This is a genomic window from Sphingobacterium sp. UME9 (genome assembly GCF_014170215.1).
Taxonomy (GTDB): Bacteria; Bacteroidota; Bacteroidia; order Sphingobacteriales; family Sphingobacteriaceae; genus Sphingobacterium; species Sphingobacterium paramultivorum.
The window spans coordinates 326,495-353,480 of sequence record NZ_LZZP01000010.1; the positions used below are offsets into that span (position 1 = coordinate 326,495).

Annotated in this window: 20 protein-coding genes; 12 read left to right on the plus strand and 8 right to left on the minus strand. The window is 41.9% G+C overall.

Annotated elements, in window-relative coordinates:
- Positions 1-20 precede the first annotated feature (20 nt).
- From gldL to A9970_RS16700, 5 genes are all read right to left on the minus strand, one after another.
- Complete coding sequence (gene gldL / locus A9970_RS16680; RefSeq protein ID WP_046673819.1) at positions 21-833, minus strand: gliding motility protein GldL; 813 nt, start codon at positions 831-833, stop codon at positions 21-23.
- 878 nt (positions 834-1,711) lie between these two features.
- Positions 1,712-2,704 carry a phosphodiester glycosidase family protein gene (locus A9970_RS16685; RefSeq protein WP_182983111.1) on the minus strand — a complete coding sequence of 331 codons (993 nt, stop codon included), beginning with the start codon at positions 2,702-2,704 and terminating at the stop codon, positions 1,712-1,714.
- Positions 2,705-2,706: 2 nt separating this feature from the next.
- Complete coding sequence (locus A9970_RS16690; RefSeq protein WP_182983112.1) at positions 2,707-3,519, minus strand: DUF4397 domain-containing protein; 813 nt, start codon at positions 3,517-3,519, stop codon at positions 2,707-2,709.
- 18 nt (positions 3,520-3,537) lie between these two features.
- Entirely contained in the window at positions 3,538-5,103 is a 1,566-nt protein-coding gene (locus A9970_RS16695; protein ID WP_182983113.1) for a SusD/RagB family nutrient-binding outer membrane lipoprotein, read from the minus strand.
- Between the two features lie 12 nt (positions 5,104-5,115).
- Positions 5,116-8,199 carry a SusC/RagA family TonB-linked outer membrane protein gene (locus A9970_RS16700; RefSeq protein ID WP_182983114.1) on the minus strand — a complete coding sequence of 1,028 codons (3,084 nt, stop codon included), beginning with the start codon at positions 8,197-8,199 and terminating at the stop codon, positions 5,116-5,118.
- Between the two features lie 429 nt (positions 8,200-8,628).
- Between A9970_RS16700 and A9970_RS16705 the strand changes: the two genes are divergently transcribed.
- From A9970_RS16705 to A9970_RS16750, 10 genes are all read left to right on the plus strand, one after another.
- On the plus strand, positions 8,629-9,489 hold the full coding sequence (locus tag A9970_RS16705) for an ROK family protein (protein WP_182983115.1): 861 nt from the start codon (positions 8,629-8,631) through the stop codon (positions 9,487-9,489).
- Positions 9,486-10,763 (plus strand): sugar porter family MFS transporter, encoded by a 1,278-nt coding sequence (locus tag A9970_RS16710; RefSeq protein WP_182983116.1) that lies wholly within the window; start codon positions 9,486-9,488, stop codon positions 10,761-10,763. Before A9970_RS16705 ends, A9970_RS16710 begins: the two co-directional genes overlap by 4 nt.
- 160 nt (positions 10,764-10,923) lie before the next feature.
- Positions 10,924-12,090, plus strand: coding sequence for a glycoside hydrolase family 130 protein (locus A9970_RS16715; protein ID WP_182983117.1), 1,167 nt, complete (start codon positions 10,924-10,926; stop codon positions 12,088-12,090).
- An 82-nt stretch (positions 12,091-12,172) separates the two neighbouring features.
- Positions 12,173-15,319: a TonB-dependent receptor gene (locus A9970_RS16720; RefSeq protein WP_182983118.1), complete on the plus strand. Its 3,147-nt coding sequence runs from the start codon at positions 12,173-12,175 to the stop codon at positions 15,317-15,319.
- A gap of 11 nt (positions 15,320-15,330) precedes the next feature.
- Positions 15,331-17,229, plus strand: coding sequence for a RagB/SusD family nutrient uptake outer membrane protein (locus A9970_RS16725; RefSeq protein WP_220801635.1), 1,899 nt, complete (start codon positions 15,331-15,333; stop codon positions 17,227-17,229).
- A gap of 26 nt (positions 17,230-17,255) precedes the next feature.
- Entirely contained in the window at positions 17,256-17,960 is a 705-nt protein-coding gene (locus tag A9970_RS16730) for a DUF3823 domain-containing protein (RefSeq protein WP_220801636.1), read from the plus strand.
- A gap of 40 nt (positions 17,961-18,000) precedes the next feature.
- Complete coding sequence (locus tag A9970_RS16735; protein WP_182983119.1) at positions 18,001-18,807, plus strand: endonuclease/exonuclease/phosphatase family protein; 807 nt, start codon at positions 18,001-18,003, stop codon at positions 18,805-18,807.
- 28 nt (positions 18,808-18,835) lie between these two features.
- Positions 18,836-20,158 (plus strand): IPT/TIG domain-containing protein, encoded by a 1,323-nt coding sequence (locus A9970_RS16740; RefSeq protein ID WP_182983120.1) that lies wholly within the window; start codon positions 18,836-18,838, stop codon positions 20,156-20,158.
- A 158-nt stretch (positions 20,159-20,316) separates the two neighbouring features.
- Complete coding sequence (locus A9970_RS16745; RefSeq protein ID WP_220801637.1) at positions 20,317-21,030, plus strand: endonuclease/exonuclease/phosphatase family protein; 714 nt, start codon at positions 20,317-20,319, stop codon at positions 21,028-21,030.
- 46 nt (positions 21,031-21,076) lie between these two features.
- Positions 21,077-21,253, plus strand: a complete 177-nt coding sequence (locus A9970_RS16750; protein ID WP_182983121.1) for a hypothetical protein — start codon at positions 21,077-21,079, stop codon at positions 21,251-21,253.
- 215 nt (positions 21,254-21,468) lie between these two features.
- Here A9970_RS16750 and A9970_RS16760 read toward each other — a convergent pair whose 3' ends face one another.
- On the minus strand, positions 21,469-22,515 hold the full coding sequence (locus A9970_RS16760) for a LacI family DNA-binding transcriptional regulator (RefSeq protein WP_182983122.1): 1,047 nt from the start codon (positions 22,513-22,515) through the stop codon (positions 21,469-21,471).
- A gap of 373 nt (positions 22,516-22,888) precedes the next feature.
- Here A9970_RS16760 and A9970_RS16765 point away from each other — a divergent pair, with 373 nt between their 5' ends.
- Positions 22,889-23,974, plus strand: coding sequence for a mechanosensitive ion channel family protein (locus tag A9970_RS16765; RefSeq protein WP_259655418.1), 1,086 nt, complete (start codon positions 22,889-22,891; stop codon positions 23,972-23,974).
- Positions 23,975-24,038: 64 nt separating this feature from the next.
- Here the strand turns inward: A9970_RS16765 and A9970_RS16770 are convergent, their stop codons facing one another.
- Both A9970_RS16770 and A9970_RS16775 read right to left on the minus strand, forming a co-directional pair.
- Complete coding sequence (locus A9970_RS16770; RefSeq protein ID WP_182983123.1) at positions 24,039-25,292, minus strand: type II toxin-antitoxin system HipA family toxin; 1,254 nt, start codon at positions 25,290-25,292, stop codon at positions 24,039-24,041.
- A 6-nt stretch (positions 25,293-25,298) separates the two neighbouring features.
- On the minus strand, positions 25,299-25,589 hold the full coding sequence (locus tag A9970_RS16775; RefSeq protein ID WP_070570037.1) for a helix-turn-helix domain-containing protein: 291 nt from the start codon (positions 25,587-25,589) through the stop codon (positions 25,299-25,301).
- Between the two features lie 281 nt (positions 25,590-25,870).
- Between A9970_RS16775 and A9970_RS16780 the strand changes: the two genes are divergently transcribed.
- On the plus strand, positions 25,871-26,941 hold the full coding sequence (locus tag A9970_RS16780; protein WP_182983124.1) for an endonuclease/exonuclease/phosphatase family protein: 1,071 nt from the start codon (positions 25,871-25,873) through the stop codon (positions 26,939-26,941).
- Positions 26,942-26,986 lie beyond the last annotated feature (45 nt).

The following is a 26,986-nucleotide window of genomic DNA, read 5'->3' on the forward strand; positions in this document are numbered from 1 at the left end:
TTAAGTAATACACGAATTAATTACACACGCGGTTGATTCATCGCGCTCAACATGTTGCCATAGATGGCATTCAAGGCATTGAGGTTTTTCGCAAGCTTGCCCACTTCATCTTTAAATGCTTTGGAATCATCCAGCGATTCGTTGAAGTTCTGCATGGTAAAGCTTAGGTTCTCATAAAACTTGTTCATGGATTGTAAATGTGAGGCCGAATCGCGTAACTCACGTTCATACATCGCATTTAATTGACTTAGATTGGTCGTCAGACTTTTTACCTGTTCGTGGTAGTTGGATGTATCACCTGAGGTGTTCGACATGGCGACTAGGTTTTGCGAAGCTTTTTCAAAAGCGAGACTCAGGTTGTCAAATTTGGAAGTTGCTGTTCTGAGTTTATTTGTAAATTCCTCGGTTGCTAATGAAACATCAGACAGTTTATTGATAGCTGATACCTTTTCACTGAAATCACGTAGGCCACGACCTAGATTTTCAATGCTTGCCGGTTCAATGTTGGCATCGGCGAACATTTTATCTAAAGCTGCAGTTGCCGATGGTCCTGCCGGTTGGGCAACAACCGTTTTTCCTCTTTGTGGAAGCTCGCCATTAAAATTGTCGTCCAATTCGGGATAAACACGGGTCCAGTCTGGTTCTGGTGCAGGTGGATTGAAACCCATTAAAAAGAAAAGGAAGGCTTCTACACCTAAACCGATTCCGATCATATAGTTGGCTGTGGTGCCACCGATATGTAGAATCTTAAATAGTACCCCGATGATGACGATACTCGCTCCCCAGGATATGGCCACATTCAGCCATCTAGAATTGTCTTTTTTCTTGCTCATTGTTATCTCTATGTTTTGGTTTAATTTTTTTTGGAAAGCTTGATGTTCCGCATCTTTTAAATTTCTTAATAAACGGAGATTACCTCTTAGATAGTATATTTAAGTAATTCAATACATAAATTTAGTCACCTGTCTGTCATTGGCTCTTTGAGCTCAAAAAACATACCAAAAGGCTGTTCGAGGATAGTCTTATCTGTTAATGCTGATAATTTAAGTTAAGGGGATCAAATTCTTGGACATATTTGTGGTGATTTGCTAGAGATTGATTGGATTTTTCTGTAAAGAATGTTCAAAGAACATATTTTTTGATGGTTAAATATAAAATAAAAAAAAAGGTTTTCAATCGGGGAGATGAAAACCTTTAAATAACCAATTATAAACCTATTAAGGTGTTGTAAATATATGGATTTTTTGTTTCTTTTTCAAATTTAATCTGTTTTTTTTTGCTCATTTTTTAAATTGGAAGCACTTTTTATAGATATTTTAAATCATTATGTCTTTTATTTTGCATTTTCAACTAATATTTTGTGTTTTTTTTGTTCAAATGTCTGCTTATTTGTGGCAAGTAGGTGTTTTATTTGGTTTTTTTACTTCGAATGTATTATATAGTGGGGTTTTATCTGCTTTTAGTCGTTTAGAAGGTGTAAACTTTTGTCTTAAAGCGAATTTTTTGCGCAGGTCAATGCTCATCTATGTCTAGTACATGCTCAAAAATAATTTTAGGACGGGTCAAGGCATGGCTAAACGTTCAGCAGATGGCATGGCGAAGGGTATAGCTGAAGAAATTGAGAAACTGTAAATAAGTAGCTTTGAAATTTATAGTGATTTAATCAGCTACTCCAACTTGTATGTAGAGTAGCTGATTTTTTAAAAACGATTTATCGCTTCACAAATCCAATACCACTGATGCTTGCGGATCCGCCTGCCGTTAGGGGTTTAGATACTGTATTCCAGACCACGGGGTTGAATTGGTCATTGGTGATCGTCTTCTGGACCATAACACTGGTGGTGCCACTGTTTAATACAAAAGCATCATGACTGCCTAAAGCACCCATCAAAGCAGAAACATCATTTAAACTGATGCCAACTGAAAAATTTGTGTCGCCACCATCAACAACCAAGGCATACATCGTTTTATTGTCTGCGGACAGGCCAATGGCTGTTACCGCTTGAACAATAGCTGCTGTAGTCAAAACGTTATAACCCCGGTAACGAAGCCAGTTGGTACCGGATACCAGTCCGCTAAATTGATTCAAATCATAAGGCTCAAAAGCAAACTTGGTGGTATCGGCACAATTGCCAATATAAGGCGAGCCATCTTTGCGTATGGCAAAGAAAGGCCTGGTCTTTTCTTTGGTTTTTATATTACTGGTGGATATATTGATCTGCCGACCATTTTTAATGTAAGAGTAGGTCGTAGATAAAGCGCCATTGATAGCCGATAGAATCTCCCCGCCGGCCCGCGGTTCATTATACTTTGCCATATCGCCAATTGGCTGACTAACATATAAATAATCGTCAAATGCACTCATAATTGTAGGGAACACTACTTTGGATGAAAGGTCTACTGTTAGCAATTGAAGGCTCACCCGTTGATCGAGCTTATTCAGGTAACGAATATGGGTGCGTATAAGTCCATCCGTCACTTTGACGGATGAATCGACCAGAAACGTTTTGATTAGGTCGGTCCGTTCCATAATCGTTTTGGTGACCGCCTCCATCTGTTTATCATTGGGGATTGTGTCTGTGATCGGATTTTCTACGACTTTATCATCAAAGGAGGGATAGTCATCCCTTTGTTTGCACGAATTAGCTATACTCATGCAGAATATGCATAGCAGGGCAAAACTAAAAATTGTTTTTCTTTTCATATCTATCGAACTAAGAAAAATGAAACATAGGGCTTCATGATGGTACTGGTAAATCCATCATAGCCTAAGGCATAAACAACATACGACCTGCGGTCAAGTATCGCTCCGGCATTGCTATAAGAGGCGATTACTGTACCATTTGTTACAGGTGATCCGGCTTTGCGGATCTTCCATGTCCGTGTCGCAATACGGTTCAGTTGGAAATAGGGGCTGGTCTCTAGGTATTTTACATCTTTTGCTACAAGCGAGTCTTGGACAGCAATAGCAGTTGCGCTTCCAGTTGCTGCAGCGCCATAATAGAGATCAATGGATGGGACATTGGGCATCAGATTGGTAAATCGGTATTTTGCCTGTGTACTGTCGGGTCGCGAAAGATCCTCTTCATTTAAGATCATTTTCGTATGCTGCGCTGTATCTGTAATATGCAGGGTATAGCGCTTGCCGGCACCAAGGTTTACGGATGATTCGGCCAATATAATGGAGTCGCGTCCATCATCGGTTTTATGTGGAAGGGCAACCTGTACTTTCACATTGCCGGCCTTCCATTTTAAAAAGTCGGGTCTGGAGTCCCCACGGGTGTTGTACCCGCCGCCGGGAAACGGCTCACGTCCCCGGATGAGCGAAGTGACGCGCTGGTCATCAAATTTGACATACATATAGCGGTCATCGGGATAGATAGATGCCATATTTACCTTCACAATGACATCATCGGGGCCGAGAAACTCTACTTTTCCAAAGTCTTGAATGGACTTCTCGCAAGAATATAGGGCAAATGCACCTAAAGCAAGAAATACTATTTTTTTGAAATTCTTCATAATTTTTTCTTTAATCCGTTAATAAGTTGAAGTGACAAACCAGGTGGGCTTAATCACATACTCCGGCTCTAGGGCGCCCCATCGTTCAAGCTCTGAAGCATTCCATACGTACTCCGAATTATAACGCGGCCGGACGCGGTAACAATAATCATTGTAAGTCAGCTGGCTGCCGGCCAATGGAATAAACTGCTTGAATATTTCCGTGTTATAATGATATTTTCTTAAATCACACCATTGTTCAAGACCTCCCCAGCCCCATTGCACAATGTACTTTTGTCCCATGATGTCTGCTAAGGTCAAATCGGCAGCAGAGAGGGGTATTTCTCCTCCCTTGATATAGTTATCTGCTTCAACAGAAGTGATGACTTTTTCGTTGGTGGTATTGATGTACTTATTGACGAAGTTTATGTGTGCATAAATTCCTTTGATGTATGCTTCATAGGCCTTTGCGGCATCGCCTTTGATAAATAGTGCTTCGGCCTTGACCATTTGCAGCTGCGCGTAGGTCATCAGCGGAAAATCAGCTGCGTCCCTAAAGATAAATTTGCCCACGCCGCTACTGACGTCTCCAAGGATGTTTGGAACTGTTGTGTTGGATACATTGGGATCGCCGCCGATGTAGATGCTGTCAACCGGATTGTTGATCATTAACATGCGCGAAAGACGTGGATCGGTCGATACTTTCGGGTTTTCAATGGGTTCACCGCGCAATCCTCCGGTGAGGTAGCGTACGATCGGCTTGCCTGCCCTGTTATAATAAGATGTGGTGTAAAGACCAAATCTGGAGCTTACCACATTGGCTGTTTCCGATTTATCACCGTCAAATTTAACGCCTGCATCATCGGACGGCGAATCAAATGAACGGTCCACAAAATAGGCAATGGAATCGGCATATTTTTCTTTAAAATCGGGTTTGTTGACCAGGTGAATGTACTGAAGTGCTTTTAAGCCGTAGACAAACTTTCGCCAGCGGTCCATATTTCCCCGAAATAGATTATCGCCTTTTTTTGAATTCAGGTTGGTGCTATAATCGACTGGGCTTTTTTGATCCAGATAATATAAAGCCGAGTCACACCATACACGTACTTTAGCATATACTTCGGGCTGATCATTATATTTGAAAGATAACTGCTGTGTACGCAAGGCTTCATCGAGAATAATCGGGCCGTGGTAATCGGTGAGCATCTGATAGCCCCAGGCCTTTACCGCATAGCCGATCGCGGCGTATTCATATTTTTGATTGACTATTGCATCGTTGATCATCAGCTGCAGGTTGAGTCCATGATCAAAATAGACCATACGCCACATCACACCGCCAACATCACTTTGCTGCGGGAAACCATGACGTTCCCAGATCCGGGATGATTCGTCTGTACTCGCGCCCAAGATGGTTTGATTGAATTTGTTCATCTGCCGTTGGTCATTGGCATAACCATTGGCCATCTGATAGATGATCGGAGCTAGAAGCAATTCGGCTTTGACTAGCTGCGGATTGGACGGATTTTCATTGATGTCCAGGTATTTTTTACAACTGCTCAATCCGGCAAGGACTGAAAAGATGAGTATATAAAGTTTTGTTTTCATGATATATTCCTCCTAAAATCTCAAGTTAAGACCAAAATTGAAACCTCTTGGCTTAGCCATGTTTCCGTAATCTATACCATATCCGCCGATGCCGCCAAGGCCGGCCGTATTACTATTGCTTTCCGGGTCAAGTCCTGTATAATTCGTAAAAAGAAAAAGATCGGTAGCGGTAAAAAATACACTTAATGCAGCTTGTGGCGAAATACGCTGTGTGAGATGCTTGGGAAGTGCATAGCGGAGCGTAACATCGCGCAGCCTAAATGCATAGATGTTTTTCTCGATAAACATCTGCGGTTCTATATTGGTCATATAGTAGGTTGAAGCTGAATAAGGGGTTACCGCAATACGGTTCGTTGTTGGATTGGCTGTATTTTCGAGTCCGTCCTCGAGTACCCCCTCAATCACCCGAGGGTTTTCCCGATTTAACGTCTTAACAGACTGCCCATAGGTATAGAGCCTATAATCCAGTCCATTGAGCACATCGCCACCTTTGCGCAGGTCCCATAAGAAGGTGAGGTAAAAATCTTTGTAGTTGAACTTATTGACAATGCCCAGCGTGAAGTCAGGAATACGATCTCCAATAGGATAATATTTGTCGGTGCCGGCGATGGGTAGACCGGTTTGAGGGTTTATCAAAATGTCTCCGCGATCGTTTCGCTTAAATTGTGTTCCAGTTAAGGTACCGATACTATAGCCCGGCATGACCGAAGACCTTACGCCGCTCAGTACCCAGGTGTCAGAATCATACAGTTCGGGCAATTCTTCCGCTAATGAAAGTACTTTTCCTTTGTACTGGGTAAAATTAAAGGTCATGTCCCAACTGAAATCGGTTTTTTTGATCGGGTTGACGTTGACTTGCAATTCGGTACCGTAAGTCTTGACTTCACCGCCGTTCATCATCCGTAAAACGAAGCCTGAGCCATAACTCAGTCGTGGCAGAATGATCTGCCCGGTGCTTAAACGGTTAAAATAGCTGAAATCAAATGTAAGCCGGCGCTTAAAAAAGCCAAATTCGAGTCCTGTTTCAAAATCGCGGGTTTTTTCGGCTTTCAGATCGGGATTTCCGCCATTCACACCATAGGCAAATCCACCACCTGTGGATAGCTTGGGCTCGAGATTAGATAAAGTGTAATAGCTTTTAAAGGGCGCTTTTCCCGTTGTTCCCACAGAGATGCGGTATTTTCCGTCGCTGAGCCATTGCACTTTATTTTTGAAGAAAGACAAGTCTGAAAAATTGAAGGCCAACGAAGCCGATGGATAGCCAAAATACGGATTATTGGGCATCATTCGGGAGGCTGCATCCAGTCGTCCGGTTAAATTTAGATACAGCAGGTTGTCAAGATATCCAAATCCAGCCTGTGCCAAAAATCCAACTGTCCGAAAGTTATTGGCAACAGATCTTGCCAGGCGCGTACTCGGGAATGTGTTGTTGATGCTGTAAAAGTTGGGATCGTAAAAGTCCTCGCCATACTGTGAGTTGGTGAGGGTATTATAATCTTTAAATTCAGTTCCCAAGTTTGCCCGAAAGCTGATATCACGGCCGATTTTTGTATTTGCCGTAGCCATGAATGATCCTGATAGCACACGGCCATTAACTTGATACACATTCATGGATCCGTTGCGTACATTGGTCGAAGATCCAGATCCGGAGTAGGATTGCGGATGGTAAACGCTTTGGCCCAGTGTGTTGGCGAAGTCGATGCCGATGATGCCGTTTAGACTTAGCCAGTTCGTTGCGCGATACGTCATATTGGAAGTGGCCAGAATGCGGTTTACGTCATCATTAGCGGTATTGCGGTATACATCCCAAAAGGGATTGTCGAGCTCGTTGTAAATATCTGAATTGTGGAGTACACGATTCCCTTTTTCGTCAATCCAGTCGCGAACATCATACAGCGGGTTGAAGCGCATTAGTGTAATCAAATAACCTGTATTTCCTTTTCGGGCTTTATCGTTCTGTGTATTGATATAATTGAAAGAGGTGTTGAATTCAAGCTTTTCGTTAAACTTAGCTGTTCCGTTGAGACGGGTCGAGAAGCGTTTATAGCTTGTATTTGGTACAATACCGGTATTGTTGCTGTATTCGTTGGACCAGCGGTAGGTCACTTTTTCAGAACCACCTTCAAAGGAGAGGTTATGCTTTTGGTTATACCCGGTGCGGAAAAAATTGTTGACATTGTCTTTGTAGAGGGTAGCTCCTTCAGGATATTTTGGCCCCATAGCGTAGACAGAGGTCCCAGAATACGTACCATTGGTACCCTGTGCATACACATATTGTCGCTCGGGATATTTATTTACCGTTTCAACGCGTCCAGATAAGGAATAATTGACTGTAAACTTACCGGCCTTGCCTCTTTTTGTGGTGATCAAAATAGCGCCGCCGGCACCTTGGCTCCCAAACTGAGCTGTAGCTTCGGGGCCTTTGAGAATGGTATAGGTTTCGATGTCCTCTGGATTAATATCCATGGCACGATTAGAATAATCTAGATCCCTATTGGCACCATTGCTGGCGAGATCATTTTCGTTTAATGTGGAATTGTTGATGGGGACGCCATCGACTACAATGAGTGCATTATTGTCTCCAGAGATAGAGGCAAAGCCACGCAGTACGATCTGTGCAGATGCACCCGGCATACCACTTGTACTATTGATAGAAAGACCCGGTACGCGACCTTGGAGGCCTTGGAAAAACGATTCACGCTGTGTTTCGGATACATCGGATCCGGCGACAATTGGGGTCGAATATCCCAGCGTTTTACGATCACGCTTGATACCGAATGCGGTGACAACGACTTCGTCCAATGAGGAACTGTTTTCGGATAGGCTGACGTTGAGCACTTGCTGGCCTAAAAGCGCTTTCTCGATTTGTTTATAACCGACATGTCTAAAAATTAAGGTGGCGTTTTCTTGTACGGTGATCTTGTACATTCCACTGTTGTTGGTGATGGACTGGGTGTTTTTGCCTTTTTCGAGAACTGTAACACCGCCTAATGCCGACCCATCTGTCGTAGTGACTTTACCGGTAACGATTTTTTGGGCCAGGGCGACACCATACGTACTCAGTAAACTCACTAGTATGAGCATACTTCTTTTCATAATAAAATTGTTGTTTGATTAGTTTCGTTTAATTTGTTTTGCTAATGCACCTGGTGCTTGGGCAAGGTAATACTGTGCTATTCCATAAAAAATTCATAGCGGTTAGAAATCGGTTTGTATATGTTTTAGATCAAATATAGCATAAAAGTGCAATTTTTAAAATTTTTTGACGGTTTTTTACGTTTAAAGACGAACATTATTGAATAAAACCGCATAAATATGCTTTGTCTGGACTCTTTTGATAGCTATAGCGCAGTGCTTCAATAAATTACATTGTTTTTGGTTTTTAATGGATCAAAGCTTGAGTAAGCTGTAATATTCGCCAAAAAAAATAAAAAATAGTTGTTTTTAAAATTTATGTACTATATTAGCAAAATTAAGCAAAACCGGTTTTGCTTAATCATTACGGATAACCAATTTAAAAATAACATGCCTCATACCGAAAATATAATTTTATGTGTCGATTTGGGTGGTACCCATTGTTCTGCTGGTCTTGTATTTGAGCCTTCTGCACGTGTCATGGACGGATCCTACTTTCGCGGAAATGTAAATAGCAACGCAGAAAGAGGACAGATTTTGTCAGAAATAAAACAAACCATCGACAAAACCCTAAGTTCAACCACGCTCCTGCCATCCGAAATTCTCATCTCTTGCCCTGGTCCGTTCGATTACGAAAATGGTATATCCCTAATGGACGGAATGAACAAATATCAGTCGTTACTAAACGTTAATCTAAAAGCATTTTTTGCGCATATCACTGGAATTGATCTAAGTTCGATCCACTTTTATAACGACGCTGCAGCATTTCTGTTGGGGGAGGTTGTCGACAAAAAAATGGAAAATAAGCGCATTATAGGCTTGACCTTAGGAACAGGATTAGGCTCTTCGTTATACGAGGATGGAAAGATTGTAGATCTCAATTTAGGATCGGCGCCTTACCTTAATGGTATCGTGGAAGATGTGATCTCAACCCGGGGCATTCTATCCCATTTAAAAAAAGTCTTCGGATCGGTACCCGCAAACAATATAAAGGATTTAGTACAACAGGATCATTTGGAGATTTATAGAAAGGAAGCTTTTGACTTCTTAAGCAACGAACTGATTACTTTCATTAAAGAATATATTGGTCCATTAACTCCAGATACAATTATCATTGGTGGCAGTATTGCCAAAGCTCACGCTCACTTTTTTGATAAACTGGCGTCCTCTCTTGACATGAAATTAGCTCTTGCGTCATTTGATGAACGCAACTTATTTCTAGGATTAACCCTTAAGACATTTAGTATATGAAGCCTATTTGGAAATTTACATTAATCGCATCCTTAGGAGGTTTTTTGTTTGGTTTCGAAACAGCCGTCATCTCGGGCGCGGAACAAATCATACAAAAACTATGGAACCTGGATGCTGTCCGCCACGGTCTTACTGTGTCCATCTCCTTGATCGGAACTATTATAGGAGCTATTATCGCCGGGCGTATGGCCGACAGGTATGGGCGTAAACCCGTGCTTTATTTTGTTGCCTCTTTATATTTACTCTCGGCGTTGGGCTGCGCCGTAGCTTCTCTTTGGGAATTTTTCCTGCTGTTCCGCCTGCTGGGCGGGCTTGCTGTTGGGATTAGTTCTGTGGTCGGACCGGTTTATACCTCTGAAATTGCTCCTGCAAAAGACCGGGGTAAACTTACAGGAACATTTCAGATTATGATCGTGCTCGGCATTTTTACGGCCTATCTGACAAACTTTCTCTTTATGAACGTAAACTCAGAAGGCTGGAGATACATGCTTGGCATCATGGCCGTTCCCGCCCTATTGTTTGTGCTTTTATTGAATTTCATTCCCGAAAGCCCCAGATGGTTGTTGCAACGGGGACAGATTGACAAAGCGCATGCGAGTTATTTGAGACTAGATATAAAAGCTGAGATGCTGGGCAATCAGTCTCAGACACCGGCTAAAAATGTCAAACTTTTTCAAAAAAGGTATGCCAGACCGATACTCTTCGCTGTTTTGCTTGCCTTCTTCAATCAAATGACAGGAATCAATGCAATTCTATATTATGCACCACGGATTTTTGAAATGGCTGGATTTAATGCAGAATTAGCCTACCTTCAGCCTATTTTTATCGGTGGTACCAACTTGCTCTTCACCTTGTTGGGCATGAGCATCATCGATCGTTTTGGGCGGAAAAAACTGCTGTTGACAGGTGCCATAGGTATGTTCTTATTTCTTTTATTGGCCGCGTTTGGCCTAAAAGGCGTAAACGCACAATTTTTACTTTTCTACATTATGGGATTTATCGCATCTTTTGCCTTATCCCAAGGTGCTGTGATTTGGGTTTTTTTGGCCGAGATTTTTCCGAACGAAGTTCGCGCTCAAGGCTCTTCCTTAGGAAGCACGACCCATTGGCTATTTGCTGCAATCATATCTTGGGTATTTCCCATTATCGTAGAGGGCAGTACGCTGGGCGGTTATTATGTTTTCCTATTCTACGCACTCATGGTCATCCTGTCTTTCGTGTTTATTCTGTTTATGCCCGAAACGAAAGGTAAGGTATTAGAGGAAATAAACTAAGATTACCTATATTAAATAATTGTTAATTTCTTCCAAATAAAAGATATTGATCTATAAACTTCTTAGTTTCGCGTTGCAAAACCGGTTTTCTAAATCAAATTGGCTATTAAATGATCTATAATAAATTTCGACAAGAATATAAATTAAAAAGTTAAAGCATATGAAACATAAAACACATTTAGTAACGTCGCTGTCTATAATGGCTACTTTGATAACTATTTGGAGCTGTAGCGTGCAAAAACAACAAGCACATTCCGGTCCAAATTGGGTAATGGGCGGTTTCGTTCGTCCAGCAGGTGTAAACCCTGTAATCGAGCCGGACAGCACCACAACATTTTTGGATCCCATGACTGGAAAACTCGTACAGTGGGAGAATAATGACACCTTCAATCCTGCCGCCGTTGTTAAAGGTGATAGTATTTATGTGCTGTATCGGGCTGAAGATAGGACAGGTGTGAAAATCGGACATCGAACTTCCCGCCTAGGGCTAGCCGCGAGTGCTGATGGGACACATTTTGACCGCCAGCATACGCCTGTGTTTTATCCTGGAAATGACAATCAACGTGAATTTGAATGGCCTGGTGGCACCGAGGATCCGCGCATAGCAGAAGCTGAAGATGGTACCTATGTGATGTTTTATACGCAATGGAATCGAAAAGTACCTCGCTTGGGGGTAGCTACCTCAAAAGATCTTAAAAACTGGACAAAATATGGACCTATTTTTAAAAAATCGAACATCCTTCCTGACCTAGTCAACAGATCGCATAAATCGGCATCGATTGTCACTAAACTGGAACATGGTAAGCAGATAATTACTAAAGTAAACGGTAAATATTGGATGTATTGGGGCGAGCACGGTGTATATGGTGCTACTTCGGATAATTTACTTGACTGGGAACCGGTTGTAGATGAGAAAGGTGAACTCAAAGCGTTCATTTCACCGCGAGCGGGTTATTTTGACAGCTCATTAACAGAATGTGGCCCGCCCGCCATCCTGACAGATAAAGGAATTCTACTATTGTATAACGGCAAAAACCATCCCGAAAAAGGAGATAAGCGGTTTAATAAAGGTACTTATTCAGCGGGGCAGGTCCTCTTCGATAGCAAAGACCCGGGAAAAGTATTAGCAAGGATGGACGTACCTTTTCTGCGGCCAATGGAAGCTTTTGAAAAAAGCGGTCAATACGTAGACGGGACAGTGTTTATCGAAGGCCTCGTTTATTTTAAGCAGAAATGGTTTCTCTATTATGGCTGTGCTGATTCAAAGGTAGGAGTAGCCATTTTTGATCCCAATAAGCCAGCTGCTTTAGATCCGCTGCCTAATTAGAAATAAGTTTAACTATATGGCCATATTGAAGAACGTCTACGTTTTTTAATTAAAAAATAATAACCAAAATAAATTTTATAGAATGATACAGCGTGATTTGAATGCGCCCTACAAAAAAGCTTTAAAAGTGAGTTTGCTAGGGCTCGCACTAATGACATCCGCGGCTTACGGGCATGAGCGATGGGACAATAATCCTATACGCATGGTCATAGCCAAAGCGCCCATCCAGATAACTGGACAAGTAATGGATGCTGCCAGCAATCCCATCGCTGGGGCGACTGTGAAAGTAAAGCGCACACCGTCTATCGGAACCAGTACGGACGGCACTGGAAGGTTTTCCATTACAACAGAACCTAATGAAACGCTATTGATCTCTGCCACTGGCTATAAAAGCCAGGAAATCATGCTGGGGGGCAGAACGAGCTTATCCATTATTTTACAGGATAGCGTGGCAATGATGAACGAGGTGGTTGTGGTGGGATACGGGGTCCAGAAGCGTGCTTCGGTAACAGGTTCAGTTGCATCCATACAGGCTGAAGAGCTGATTAAGGTAAAGACGCCAAACGTCACAAATATGCTGGCAGGTCGATTGCCCGGGATCCGTGCGGTACAACGCAGCGGTGCTCCGGGGGATGATGGTGCTTCGGTCGATATCCGCGGGTATGGCAGTATGCTCGTTATTGTAGATGGGGTACAAAGGGATTTTGCACAGGTAGATCCTAATGATATTGAATCTATATCTATCTTAAAGGATGCTGCCGCCGCAGTATACGGATTTAAAGGCTCAAATGGCGTTTTATTGGTGACGACAAAAAAAGGAAGCAATTCAAAGACTAAAGTAGAATATAATGGCTATTATGGACTGCAACAGGTAACACGATACCCCCGCATGATGAATGCCTACGAATATGCATCCTTGTACAATGAAGCGATTTATAACTCCAATCCATACACGGGGGTGCCCGCTTATAGCCAGGAACAGCTCGATAGTTACAAAAATGGAACGCAAGGGACTGACTGGTGGAGTTCCTTGGTGCGTGACAATGCTCCACAGAGCTCACACAACGTCAGCATCTATGGCGGAAATGATAAGGTCAAATATTATAATTCTGTTGGCTATGTTGATCAAGGGGGGATTTTGAAATCAGATGACTGGAACTTTAAACGGTATAATCTACGTTCCAATATAGATCTGAATCTTACATCAAATTTCACGGTCGGATTTAAATTGACAGGTCGTTTACAGGACCGTGAAAAACCCTATGGAGGTGATGATCTTTTTACGCAGGCACAGATGGCTATCCCGATTTATTCCATTTATGCCAACAATAATCCCAGTTACTGGCAGGCTATCGGAAATATGGCTAACCCTATACATAGCTCTTATATCGAAAATAGCGGATATGAGTCGCGGTTGAGAAGGGAGTTCAATGGGTCCGTGGATCTAAATTGGAAGCTACCGTGGGTAGCTGGACTTTCTTTGCGCGCTATGGTCGCTTATGACTATAAGAACAGCGAATGGAAAACATGGCAAAAGGCGTTGAGCGATTATCAGTATAATCAGGCGAACGATCAATATACCGAAGTTGCTTTACGAAAAAAGGCAAGTCTGGAGTCCAAGATGGAAAATCTGTATATGCCTACACAGCAGTATTCGATCAATTACAACCGTGTATTTGGACAAAAACATGATGTCAGCGGCTTACTGTTATGGGAAGCTTATCATGACCGTTTGACCGATATATTAGGTTTTAGGGAATCATCCATCGGTATCATCGACGACATCAGTAAAGGGGATACCGAGAATCAGAATGCAAGCGGCAAAAGTGTAGAAACGGCTCACGCAGGTTTAGTGGGACGGTTCAACTACGCTTTTGACCGAAAATATCTGCTTGAACTGAATTTCCGCTATGATGGATCTTACAAATTTCAGCGCGACCGCAGATGGGGGTTCTTCCCGGGAGTGTCAGCGGGCTGGCGGATTTCGGAAGAGAAATTTTTCAAAGACAACTTACCCCACTTTGATAATGTCAAAATCAGAGGTTCATATGCCAAAGTGGGAGATGAGGGGGATTTTTCGGCATTCCAATACCTCGATGGATATGTGTATGGGGGAAGTTATGTGCTGGGCACAGGAGGCTTGTCTTCTGGGTTGAGAAGCAGTGGAATGGCCAATCCTTGGCTGACATGGTACGAGTCTAATATCATGAATCTAGGCTTTGAGGCTTCCTTTAAAAACGGATTGATCAATACGGAGTTCGACTGGTTTAGACGCGAACGCTCTGGCCTTCCGGCGACAAGGCAAGGTACTTTCCCGACGACATTCGGCGAGTCAATGCCGCAAGAGAATTTAAATTCTGATATCAATACTGGTTTTGAATGGACGGTAGGCCATAAAAATAAAATTGCTGATTTTGCTTATAATGTTTCGGCCAATTTTTCCGTTACACGCATTCGATATGGCTATGTTGAACGTGCAGCATCAACCAACCTTTACAATGACTGGCAGAACAATAACAATGACAGGAATAAGGATATCCGATGGGGGAAGACGGTCGTTGGGCAATTTTCATCTTATGAAGATATTTTAAACTCACCTGTGCAGGATAATAATGGAAATCGATCCCTGCTTCCTGGAGATTTAAAATTCAAAGATGTGAATGGCGATGGTATCATCGACGGGAACGATGTGGAACCGATAGGCCATGGTGCAACACCAAGAATGTATTATGGACTAAACCTGGGAGCAAACTATAAAGGATTTGATATGACCTTATTCTTTCAGGGTGCTGCAGGTCATGATATTTACATCAGCGGAGATATCCTTGATCCGTTTATTCAACAGGGGCTCGGCAATGGATTTGCATTTATGACAGACAGATGGCATCGGGCAGATCCTGCCGATCCGAATAGTGAATGGATTGCTGGCACGATGCCCGCCGCCCGGGTAACTGGCCAGGTGGATAACCGGTCTGATAACTCATGGTCTTTACATAAAGCGGATTATCTACGGTTAAAAACATTGGAAGTAGGGTATTCTCTTCCAAAAAAATGGATAGAGTCTTTAAAGATTGACCGATGCAGAGTCTATTTTAATGCCAATAACCTGCTGACTTTCACGGGGAGTGATGCGTTATTGAAAAATATAGATCCTGAAAGCAATCAAAGCCGATTGCGCTATTATCCACAATTGAAAACGTTCAATTTTGGTATTAATATAGTTTTATAAAACCCTATACTATGAAAATGAAATATTTCAGTCCACTTCTTCTGAGTTGTGCATTTACACTGAGTTTATATAGTTGTAACGATTACCTGGACCGGGAGCTCACCAGTGGAATTATCACCTCTGATCTCATCTGGAAAAGTCCGCAGGCGATACAGTCTGTATTGGTCACCATGTACGATGAAGGATTAAGATTAGATGAATTTGACGATTGGTTTACCGGGAAATCCAATCTGCTTAATTTGACCTCCTTGTCGGATGAAGCCACAGGAGCTTATCAAAAAGATTATGCATTTAGCAATGCCAATTCGATATATACGTATAGTGATTATGTATTTGAAGATCCGTTTGCGACTAGATATGTGCAGATACGGCGTACCAACGACTTTTTGAAGAAACTGAGCGAGAATACAGTCTTGAGCGACGAGGAGAAGCGCCTAGTCGATGCCGAGGCACGGTGGATACGAGCGATGCAATATTTTGGTTTGGTTAAACGCTATGGTGGTGTCCCCTTGCTAACGACACCACAAGAATATGTGCCCGGCGATTTTTCGGCATTACAGGTTCCAAGAAATAAAGAATCGGAAGTTTACGATTTTATTATCAGTGAATGCAAGGCGATCAGCGACATACTTCCGGTATCGCGATCTGCAGAAAGTAAATATAGAGCCTCCAAAGGTGCAGCTCTTGCCTTATGGTCCCGTGCTTCGCTGTATGCTGGCTCGATCGCTAAATATGGTTCAAATGCAAATTTAAGTGGCGAGGCTGTAACGCGAGGATATGTGGGTATAGCAGCCAATGAGGCAACACGTTATTTTACGGAATCTTATAATGCTTCAAAAGCATTGCTGGAGGCCGGCACTTACAGCCTTTATAACAAAAATTCCGACAGAGCAGAGAACTTCTATGAACTGTTTTCCAAAAGTGTAAATGGGAATAACGGGGAATATATCTTTCAGAAAACATTCAATGTTTCAGCGGGAAAAGGTCACATGTGGGATAAGATGAATGCTCCTTTTTCCTATCGTGGTGACGGGTGGGGATGCGGTGTAACACCTACGCTCGAAATGGTCGAAGCATTTGAATACAGTGATGGTAGTGCCGGTAAATTAGCCTTAAAAAATACGGATGGGACACCTCGTAGTTTTGATAGTCCCTACGATCTTTTTGTCGGGAAAGACCCGCGATTGTTTGCTTCCATCTACGTCCCCGGAGCTCCTTTAAAGGGCAGTAAGGTCGAATGGATACGGGGGGTAATTAACGGACAGAACGGCTCGGGACAAAAATATCAGGCGCAGAATCAGCCGGACAAAGATAATGTGGCTACAATTGATGGTGTGAGGTACAATACTTCGGGTAAAGACGGTGGTGCAGACGTTGGGGATGCGTCAAAAACGGGGTTTTATATGCGTAAGTTTTTTGATGAAACTCTCACGGATATGACAAATATTGATGCTAAGCGCTCGGAGACACCTTGGGTGGTATTTCGTCTTGGTGAGATATACCTCAATTTTGCTGAGGCCTGCGTGGAGCTTGGTGGCAAAGATGCAGAAGCTCTTCAGGCTGTAAATAACATTCGTGCACGCGCCGGAATTCAACCTCTTGCAACGATATCCACTGCTAAAGTAAGACAAGAACGTAAGGTCGAACTTGCTTTTGAAAAGCTCCGTTTCTGGGACCTCAAGCGGTGGCGCGTGGCTCATCTGGATGAATCCCAGGGAGGACTTACTAACTATAGGGGTACAGCGTTATATCCTTGGTACAATGTCAAAAGTAAGAAGTATACTTTTGAAACTGGAGTTCCTCCAAAACAAAAGAGATTATTTCTGGAAAGAAACTACTATATCCGCATCAGTCCTACGGACTTGAGCACAAATCCGCAGCTGATTCAGAATCCGGGCTACGGTAATTAATTTAGATGTATACAATTATGATAAGTATGAAGAATATTTTTTTTATGCTCGGTGTTATGCTTATTGCTGTTATGAACAGTTGTGAAAATGAGATCGATAATATGGAGGCTCCGAATGGCGGACTGCACGGTACCATATATGACATGGAAACTAACAAGCCTATTCCGCTGCCTGTGGAGGGATCGGGCGGCGTGCTCGTTTCTTTATTTGAAATAGGCACAAAGGCGACTGCTTCTGTCGATTTCAGGGCGAATGCAGATGGATCTTATACCAATAATAAAGTGTTTAATGGGAAGTACAGGGTTTCCGTAAATGGCCCTTTTATAGGGGTTTGTGAAGGTTATACCAAGGTCAATGGTGAGACGCAGTTCGATTTGAAGGCAACTCCTTTTTCCCGTATTACGGCTTCGGCTACTATTTCCGAAAGAAACCGGGTCGAAATAGCATTTAAGGTTGATAAGGCGGACGACTCCTTTACGTTTACCAACGTATCTGTTATGTGGAACTATACGCCGCGGGTAGATGAAAATAATGCTAATTATGTCACAAAGATTGCTAAAGGCAAAATAGATGAAGGTACGCATATTTTTGAACTGGCCAATGATAAACAGTTTGTCGAAAACTTTTACAAGATCAAGGCAAATGGCAACAAAATCTACGTCAGGGTAAGTGCGACTGTAAACGGAGTCGTCAATTATAGTGATACCATAGAATTGATAGCAAATGACTGATCACATAGCACGCAAAGTGAAAACTAAAAACGAGTCACTGATGAAAAAAATCATAACATTAAGTATAATAGGTTTTTTATTGGTATCATGCAGTAAAAATGAAACCAAGGTTGAAGAGCTGCCTGTAACTGGTGTATCTGTCAAAACCATGACTTATAACATCTATTCAGCGCAAAAAAAGGGCATAGAGGCTATTGCCGAAGTGATCAAGAAAAATGATCCCGAACTGGTGGGACTGCAGGAGGTGGAGGTAAACTCCATCAATATGAATTTTGATACGGGTAAGCGGCTTTCGGAGCTCACGGGCATGCCTTATTATTATTTTGTTAAGGCGCGCGACCTAGTGAAAGGAGAATACGGAAATTTAATCTTATCTAAATTTCCGCTTAAAGAGACGAAAACGTATTTATTAGATGTTGTAACTTCGGAAGCAAATGCATACATCAGGGCGCTCGGAACTGTTAAGGTGACCAAAGAAAATAAGGACTTTTGTTTCGCCGTAACCCATTTGGACCATTTGGCCGATAATGCAAATCGACTCCATCAAATAGATCTTATCCACCAATATACCAAAGACCTTACGTTACCAATTATCTTGTCTGCAGATTTAAATGCCAAACCGACAGAAGAGGGCTATAAAGTTTTGACCAAATGGTTTACACCTGGCTGCCTCAATGGATATTGTGGTTTTACGGCTGGGACACCTAAACCGGATGGAACTATAGATTATCTGATGTATGCGCCCACAGATGCGATAATCGCAGAAACTTATGATGTTGATTACAGTTCTTATTCGCAGTCTGATCATTTTCCGGTCATTGCTAACTTTTTGATCAAAAATCCATAAAAATTTTACCTAATAAACCATGACAACAATGTGTTTTTCTAAACGATCAGGTTCCAGATCCCTCCGCTTTGCAGCATTGATGGCACTCGCCCTGGGCATTTTGAGCTGTAATAAAGATCAAGGCAGCGACATGTCTTACCCTGATAAAACTGATGCGGTCCAAATTACGCAGTATACGCCGATCTCTGGAGGATCTGCAACTGAAATAGCGTTGTACGGAAGTAACTTTGAAACAGATCTAACAAAAATAAAAGTTACCGTCAATGATAAGGAGGCTACCGTATTGAGTTCCAATGGAAGGATTATTACGGCACGTATTCCACAGAATGCCGGTTCCGGCAGCGTGAAACTTGCTATAAATGGTCAAAATTATACCTACAAGCAAAATTTTGAATATGGTTACCAAACCGTCGTTTACACGTATTTGGGAAGTACCAAGGATGATGTAGATGGAGACTATGCCCAGGCTAAACTGTCGGGACCACGCTATTTGAAATGGAGCAAAGATAATGCCCTTTATTTTGTCGAAGAAGGGGCGAGTAGCCGCGATAATTTTGCTGCGCTCCGAGTTGCGGAAAATAATAAAGTAACCACATTGCTTAAGGCTTTTGAAAGCCCTTTATTCGAACGTCTCCGGGCTTTTGACTTTTCAATGGATCAGAGTACATTATTTCTTACTAATGACAATAACGCAAATGGCTCCATGGGGCTGGGCAAAATGACAAAATCTTCAGGTAAGTACAACAATTTGACGGCTGTGTCCGCGCAAGGAGGATTGACCGCTGTAGCAACGAACCCAGTGACAGATGAGGTATTTGTGGGGGTGTATTCTGGCGGAAAGATCTGTCGATTAAAATCCGATGGGAGCCTGGAGGGCCTGTTTGCTATCAATTCAAAAAATGTGAATGTCATGGATATTATTTTCTCTAAAGATGGTCAAACCATGTTTATTTCTGGCGCTTACAATGCACACAGTATATACCGCGTACCTTACGATATTACAAGCAAAACGTTTGGGACTGTGCAAGTCCTTGCAGGGCCAAATGCCAATGTTACAGGGAATGCAGAGGGGGATGGTGCATCTGCCCGATTTAATACGCCTGCACAGATGGACCTCGATACTGGTGGAAATCTCTATGTTGCCGATCGTAAAAACCATTGCATACGGAAAATTACTGCTGATGGTACTGTGACCACCTATGCAGGTATTGCTGGCACAAACGGCCTCCAGAATGGAAATGCTTTATCAGCAAAATTTTATGAGCCCGAAGGTCTGCAGTTTGGCCCCGATGGAGCATTGTACGTCGCTGATACGTGGAATCACGTTATCCGAAAGATCGTTGTCGAATAACTATAATATAATTTAACTCATTCTTACTTACATTAAAGAATAGGATCATTATGATGGCTTTCTCTAAAGCAAGAAATTTAAACTTGCGCCCCCTTCTGTGTGTTTTAGTAACCGTTCTTCTGTTATCAGTTCGCACGAACGAAGCATCCGCCCAAAAATTGAATAGTAAAGTTGAGATCAAAACGATGACCTACAACATCTATAGTGCTCGAAAAATGGGTATTGAAGCTATTGCAGCGGTAATCAGAAAGGTCAATCCCGATGTAGTATCTCTACAAGAAGTAGAGCGCAATACCGATTTAAATCCGATGGATTTTTCAAAGGAAATAGCGGCGCTGACGGGTATGAAATATTATTTTTTTGCACATGCGCTCACCCTGAAAAAAGGTGACTATGGCAATGTTATCCTTTCAAAATATCCGCTTTTGCAAACAAAGTCCATTCATTTGAGCGTTGCTAATGATGGGGATGATATACGATCCTTTGGCTATGCGTTGCTGGAAAAGCAAGGTAAACAATTTTATTTTGCGACAACCCATCTGGGCTACAAAAAGGACGATGCCACCCGTTTAAAACAGATTGCTGAGATCTTGGCAGAAATCAAAAATTTAAAGAAGCCGATCATTTTGGGTGCAGATCTGAATTCACGGCCGAACTCGCAGACTATGCCAGCGCTGCAGAAGTGGTTTACCCTTCCCTGTCAGATCTCGGATTGCGAATGGACGGTACCGGCGCCAAAACCTACTTACACCTGTGATTGGTTAATATATGCCCCACAGCACGCTTTTGAAGTTAAGGATTATGCAGTTCAATTTTGGGCGGACAAAGAATCCGATCATTTTCCAGTTGTAGGAACATTTTATATGAAATAGTCTGAATAATTGAATGTAGTTATTAGAACATTTTAAAATAAAAATTATGAGAAAATTAATTTATGGACTACAGTTGCCACTTATATTGAGCTTTGTCTTTGCCGCTTGTTCCAAAGATCTGGTAAGTTCTTCGGCTACTGACGAAGAACTATCCCTACCAACCGCAATTATGGCGGAAAGGGAGTTTTCTTACCGAAAGGAAGCTATAATCTGGCAGATCTGAATGCCAAAGGTATTGAAAATGATTGGGCATCCTCCGCGAGAGTTCCAAATGGCCTTAGCTTGACGCTCTATGAACACCAAAATTTCTCTGGAACCAACTGGGTGCTGACGACGGATACTCCGCTGTTTTCACAATTAACTCCAACGGCCAACGATAAGGCGTCTTCAATGAAAGTTGAATAACTGGTTGTATTTTTTTGTATAATCTCCTGTCGATTAGTTTTTTAGGCTGGTCGGGAGGAGATTGATTTTTCTTTCCGATGACTTTCTTGTCTTTATCACTGAGGGCAACACGACATGACTACTATTATTCCTTGGTGCCTTTTCTATCTGCTTGAGCAATAATTTTATAATGTTGTTACTTAGTTCTTCCAATGGCTGGCGTATGGCGGTGATCGTTGGAGAGATCAGGTTAAATGCCTCATGATCGTCAAAGGACACAATTCCGAAATCCACTTTCCTATTAGCCGTTAGTTTATTTATCGCGGCCAACCCTGCAAGACAAAGATAATTGGTTCCAAAGATGATAGCGTCCAATTCCAGGTTTTTTTCAAGAAAATCTTTAATGAGTTGCTGTTTGACTGGTTTTTTTGATTCAAAGGGTACAAAGGCAACTTTAGGGTCAATAGCTAATTTTTCCATGGCCTCTTTATAACCTAATAATCGGTCATGCATTTGGCTTTGTGTAGATTCGAGTGTAACGAATCCAATCTGACGAAAACCATTATCATAAAGATGCATACAAGCTTCAATCATTGCTCCCTTGTTGTTGGTTCCGACGAAATCTACACCTTCGACGGGATCCCGGTCAAATAGAACAATTGGGATATGCTCATCCACCATTTCTTTAACTAGATCTTCTATTCCTTTGGTTGGTGCAATAATATAGCCATCCAGTTGGCTCCGTCTGAAAAAGTTTATAATCTCTACAGCTGTATTGGTGTCACCAAGGGTGCTACTATACATTATTCTATAACCCTTCGTTTTGGCTAGATTTTCGATCATAAGTGCTATTGGTCCAAAGAATGAGTCCGAAATATCTTCAACAATAAGTCCGATACTGTTGCTTCGGCCTGTTGCGAGGCTTTGCGCTAAGTGATGCGGGTAAAAACGAACCTCCCTAACATAGTCCAGTACCTTAGTCTGTAATTCTTTACTGATACGTCTTTCATCAGCTTTTCCGTTAATGATCAGTGATACTGTTGACTTTGCTATTTTTAAGTGTTTCGCAATGTCATTTATTGAGATTTTTTTATTTTCCATACCTTCTAAAGCTTAAAAATATAGATTTTTATTCACTTGTATCCATTATCGTTCAAAACTATAGAATTTACAGGCCTTTCCGGCCACAATAAGGACGATACGAACAGTAGCCCTGTATATTGGCTTGAACTATTTCGGTACATAAAGCATTTTATCTGAATAAAGTAAGCCCTGCTCTTTCTGGGAGCAGGGCTTACTACGTAGTAGATGTAGGTCGATTATATTAATTTGCTGTTCATGCAACTGCGGCAAATTTGTCTAGATTGACGACCGCTTAGTCAACCGATCTTTCTCAAAATAAAACAAACGTTAGGCCTTCATAGCGGTTATCTTTAAATAGGAAAATAAATCGTGAACACAAAGAAAGAACAGCATGATGAACGAAACATTAATTCAACTTTCACAGAAGTGGCCCGCCTGGCTCTGGAATATTGCATTAATCCTCTTTTCATTTTTGATCGGTATCCTGATTAAACTCATATTTATTCCTCTACTACGGCGTCAGGCCATCCAACAGGAATCCTACTCCCTTTTCCGTTCCTTTATTAGGCGTTTTAATCGTGTACTAAGTGTGTTTATCCCATTAATTGTTTTCAATAGTTTACTGCCGTTTACTCAATTTAACGAAAGGACATTTCGTGCGGTGAGCAAAATCAACGAACTTTTGCTCGTCAGTTTCTTTGCGGTTGCGCTGATACAGGGTATTAAGGTTTTTGAAGATTATCTCTATCATCGTTTTGATATTAACAAGGAGAATAACCTGCGCGAACGTAAGATCAGGACGCAAATCATCTTTATCAGAAAAGTAGTGGTTACCCTAATCATTGTGATTTCACTGGCGATTATCCTATTAAGCTTTGATAGTATGCAGAAGATCGGCGCCGGCTTGCTCACAGGCGTGGGGGTTGGTGGAATTATCATCGGTTTTGCTGCACAGAAGTCCTTGGGAAATCTCCTCGCTGGCTTTCAGATCGCTTTTACACAACCTATACGTATGGATGACGTACTGGTAGTCGAAGGGGAATGGGGCCGTGTGGAGGAAATCAATCTAACTTACGTAGTGGTCAATATATGGGACAAACGCCGTTTGGTACTGCCCATCACTTATTTTATTGAAAAGCCGTTCCAAAATTGGACGCGCACGACTTCTGAAATATTGGGAACCGTATTTATCTATACAGATTTTACCGTACCTGTTCAGCTATTGCGTGAGAAATTGACAGCCTTACTTACCGGACACCCCCTTTGGGACGGTAAAGTCAATGTGCTTCAGGTAACTGACTTTAAAGAGCGTACCATGGAGATCCGCTGCCTGATGAGCTGCCGCAATTCGGGGCAAGCTTTTGACCTGCGTTGTTTTATCCGCGAGGAGATGATAGCGTATATCCACACGAACTTCCCGAATGCGCTAGCCAGGACAAGGGTGGATTATCAGGAGAGTTTGCAAAAGGAAATATAATAGCTGAGGAGCGCTTGATCAATGATGGTCTGTTGAAAAATAATAGAGGCAGGTGATGGATGATCTATAAATGTGTTTTAAATGCTCTACTCATTAGTTCTTTTTCTGCTCTTGATATGCCAATCTTATCTGCAACATTTTCCCATTGATTTACGCTTTCCAGTACTTCACCTATTATACGATTCATTTGAGTTGTATTAAGTCTAAAAAATTCCCCCACACTTATCGCCAGGGCAAAATCTAGGGCGTTATTTTCCATATCGATATTCAATGATAAACCATTTTTTTCAATTGAGGGGTTTAAATCATACGCTGGAGATAAAATCCAGCCTTCATCTGTTAAAATGAAACCGTGGTTTCGTAGGTGATCGTCGGTATTGGATATCGCAATATTGAAAACAATCCTTCTCCATAACTGTTGCAAATTCTCTTCGATCATTGTTCCATGTGTTTGTATAAATTCAGCAATCTCCAGGTAGCTCGCAGGATTGTCACGAATTGTATCTTCGTTATTGCCGGTCATAGTCATTGCCGAAGCAAAATGGATACGATCTTTTTTTTCACGGTCGAATCGTTTAGTAAAAAAGGTATGATAATTTCCAGCTATTCTTTCCATTTTGGATGGAGCCATTTTTATACCTGCTCCAATGGCAAGTTGGTATGACAAAAACTCCCATGCACCTTTGTTAAAAATATCATTTTTAGAGGGGAATTTGGCAATCCACAGTTCATTATTATCATCTAAAATATTAGCCTTAGGTCTGGCTCCTCCTAATGAAGATCCGGGAGCCATTAATATCGTCAGCCATTCCTTTATGTCGTTGCTTTCGTCATTTTCCAGCCCATCAGCAGCGTGCTGCAGCTCTCTGACCGATGACCAGGGAGGAGTTGGCTTTTGATTATTATCATCTAAAAAAGGGCCATCTTTACTCGTTTTAAAGCGTAATGCTCCCATACGGCTCTCGTCATAAACTCCCAACAAATAATCGATATCATATAAGATGGGCGTCTTTTCGTTCCGCTCTTTCGCCAACTGAGCCTCACGTCTTTTCATTAGTGTTCGCCCCCAAGTGTCGGGCATACTGTCTAGAAATATACCGAAGTTTCCTTTGTCGCTAGCATATTGTGTCCCTGAAAAAAACTGTATTTCAGGGTCTAAGATTTGAAGTTGTTCCGATTTCAACCATAGCTTATCGTACTCAAAACTGAATGCCTTTTTGCCTTTAGCAAAGTGTGCTGAAAGTGTCCCTATAAATTTAGGCTCTCTCATCCCTTTCCAGTGCGCATATACGTATATATCAAATTTGTTATGTGCCATTGCTTGCTACTTTAATAATTCGAGATCTTGTAATTTTCTTCCTAAATCATCGTCCGCTGCTAATTGCAATACATCATTTTGTAACCCCAGTACCCGCAGCACATTTAAATATGCGCCAAATGCGACGCTTGTATCTCCTTTTTCAATAAGGTATAAGGTTGAACGCGCAATTCCAGCTCGCTCTGCAACTTGAATAGTTGTTAATTTACGACGCTTTCTTGCTAACTTAATATTTTCGCCTACTTGTTCCATAAGTTTGGCTAACTTAGGGAAAATGATTTGTTTCTTAGAGCTCATATATTATTTTTGTTCGCTATTATAAACAAAAGTAGTTAAAATGATTGAAATAGCAATCATTTTTTATTTTTAGCTTTGTTTTATCTAAGCTGTTATATTCGGGAACAAATGATAGCGTATATCCACACGAACTTCCCGAATGCGCTAGCCAGGACAAGGGTGGATTATCAGGAGAGTTTGCAAAAGGGGCTATAATAGCTAAGTAGCGATCGAGAAATGATAATCTGTTGAAAAATAAGTGTAATTTATTTAAGTTTGTTTAAAATGTTAGCGTTAGCGATATGCTGATTTTCTATGTTATATTCTCCAGTATATTGATTTTACTGAGTGTGTTACCTTTTTTTCAAAGCCAGCATTGGATCTTTCGGGTAGCTGAATTTGTGAAGCTGCAACTGCTGGTGTTTCAGGTGCCGGCTTTGGCAATGGGGTTTTATCTCGTGGGGAAAGATTCGTGGATATGGTGGTTGCAGGGGATACAGCTGGCGCTGATTGTATACCACGCCTATATATTGATACGTTACACCAAATTTTGGCGTCGCGAAAAATATGAAAAGGGCAAGGATGCATCTAATAGTATCAAAGTGATCTCCTGTAATGTGCTGCAATTCAATACGGCTTATGATCGCTTTATTGACCTGATTCAGAAAGAAAAGCCACATATCTTTTTGACCATGGAAAGTGATGCTGCTTGGGAAAAAGCACTACGTATATTGGAAAGCGATTACCCCAATTTTGAGAAGGTGACCCTGGACAATACCTACGGTATGCATTTTTATACCAATCTGAAGGTTAACAAATGTCAAGTGCATTATTTTGTAGCAGATGATATTCCCAGTATTGAAGCAGAACTGGAAACAGCCGATGGGCATCGTTTTATCTTTTTTGCTGTTCATCCACCACCACCAAGTCCGACAGAAGAAGAAAACTCCAAAGAAAGGGATGGTGATCTGCTCAGTGTGGCCAAGCGGGTACGCGATTATAAAATGCCAGTCGTTGTCACAGGAGACTTTAACAATGTGGCCTGGGCCAAATCTTCGCTCTTGTTCAAAAAAACCAGCAAATTGATTGATGCACGCATCGGGCGAGGTATTCTTTCCACCTTTCATGCCAATTATTGGTTTTTCAGAGTGCCTTTGGACCTGCTGTTTCATAGTCCGACCGTATTTATTGACAAATTGTTTATTTATCCTTCTGTTGGGTCCGATCATTTTCCCATGGGCTGTACCTTTTTTATCGACCGCTATTCCGAAGAGCAGGCGGAAGATATTGAGCATTTGGAGGAAGGTGACATGGCCGAAGTCAATGAAATGATTGCTGAGGGTAAAGAGGAAGTAAGTGATAATCGGTGTTAACGGTTAATCGTGCCAACATTTTGCGCTGCATTATTGTATGTTTGG

Coding starts and splice junctions, on each gene's coding strand:
- gldL (WP_046673819.1), bottom strand. CDS start 833: ATGAGCAAGAAAAAAGACAATTCTAGATGGCTGAATGTGGCCATATCC.
- A9970_RS16685 (WP_182983111.1), bottom strand. CDS start 2,704: ATGAAAAGAAAAACAATTTTTAGTTTTGCCCTGCTATGCATATTCTGC.
- A9970_RS16690 (WP_182983112.1), bottom strand. CDS start 3,519: ATGAAGAATTTCAAAAAAATAGTATTTCTTGCTTTAGGTGCATTTGCC.
- A9970_RS16695 (WP_182983113.1), bottom strand. CDS start 5,103: ATGAAAACAAAACTTTATATACTCATCTTTTCAGTCCTTGCCGGATTG.
- A9970_RS16700 (WP_182983114.1), bottom strand. CDS start 8,199: ATGAAAAGAAGTATGCTCATACTAGTGAGTTTACTGAGTACGTATGGT.
- A9970_RS16705 (WP_182983115.1), top strand. CDS start 8,629: ATGCCTCATACCGAAAATATAATTTTATGTGTCGATTTGGGTGGTACC.
- A9970_RS16710 (WP_182983116.1), top strand. CDS start 9,486: ATGAAGCCTATTTGGAAATTTACATTAATCGCATCCTTAGGAGGTTTT.
- A9970_RS16715 (WP_182983117.1), top strand. CDS start 10,924: ATGAAACATAAAACACATTTAGTAACGTCGCTGTCTATAATGGCTACT.
- A9970_RS16720 (WP_182983118.1), top strand. CDS start 12,173: ATGATACAGCGTGATTTGAATGCGCCCTACAAAAAAGCTTTAAAAGTG.
- A9970_RS16725 (WP_220801635.1), top strand. CDS start 15,331: ATGAAAATGAAATATTTCAGTCCACTTCTTCTGAGTTGTGCATTTACA.
- A9970_RS16730 (WP_220801636.1), top strand. CDS start 17,256: ATGAAGAATATTTTTTTTATGCTCGGTGTTATGCTTATTGCTGTTATG.
- A9970_RS16735 (WP_182983119.1), top strand. CDS start 18,001: ATGAAAAAAATCATAACATTAAGTATAATAGGTTTTTTATTGGTATCA.
- A9970_RS16740 (WP_182983120.1), top strand. CDS start 18,836: ATGTGTTTTTCTAAACGATCAGGTTCCAGATCCCTCCGCTTTGCAGCA.
- A9970_RS16750 (WP_182983121.1), top strand. CDS start 21,077: ATGAGAAAATTAATTTATGGACTACAGTTGCCACTTATATTGAGCTTT.
- A9970_RS16760 (WP_182983122.1), bottom strand. CDS start 22,515: ATGGAAAATAAAAAAATCTCAATAAATGACATTGCGAAACACTTAAAA.
- A9970_RS16765 (WP_259655418.1), top strand. CDS start 22,889: ATGATGAACGAAACATTAATTCAACTTTCACAGAAGTGGCCCGCCTGG.
- A9970_RS16770 (WP_182983123.1), bottom strand. CDS start 25,292: ATGGCACATAACAAATTTGATATATACGTATATGCGCACTGGAAAGGG.
- A9970_RS16775 (WP_070570037.1), bottom strand. CDS start 25,589: ATGAGCTCTAAGAAACAAATCATTTTCCCTAAGTTAGCCAAACTTATG.
- A9970_RS16780 (WP_182983124.1), top strand. CDS start 25,871: ATGCTGATTTTCTATGTTATATTCTCCAGTATATTGATTTTACTGAGT.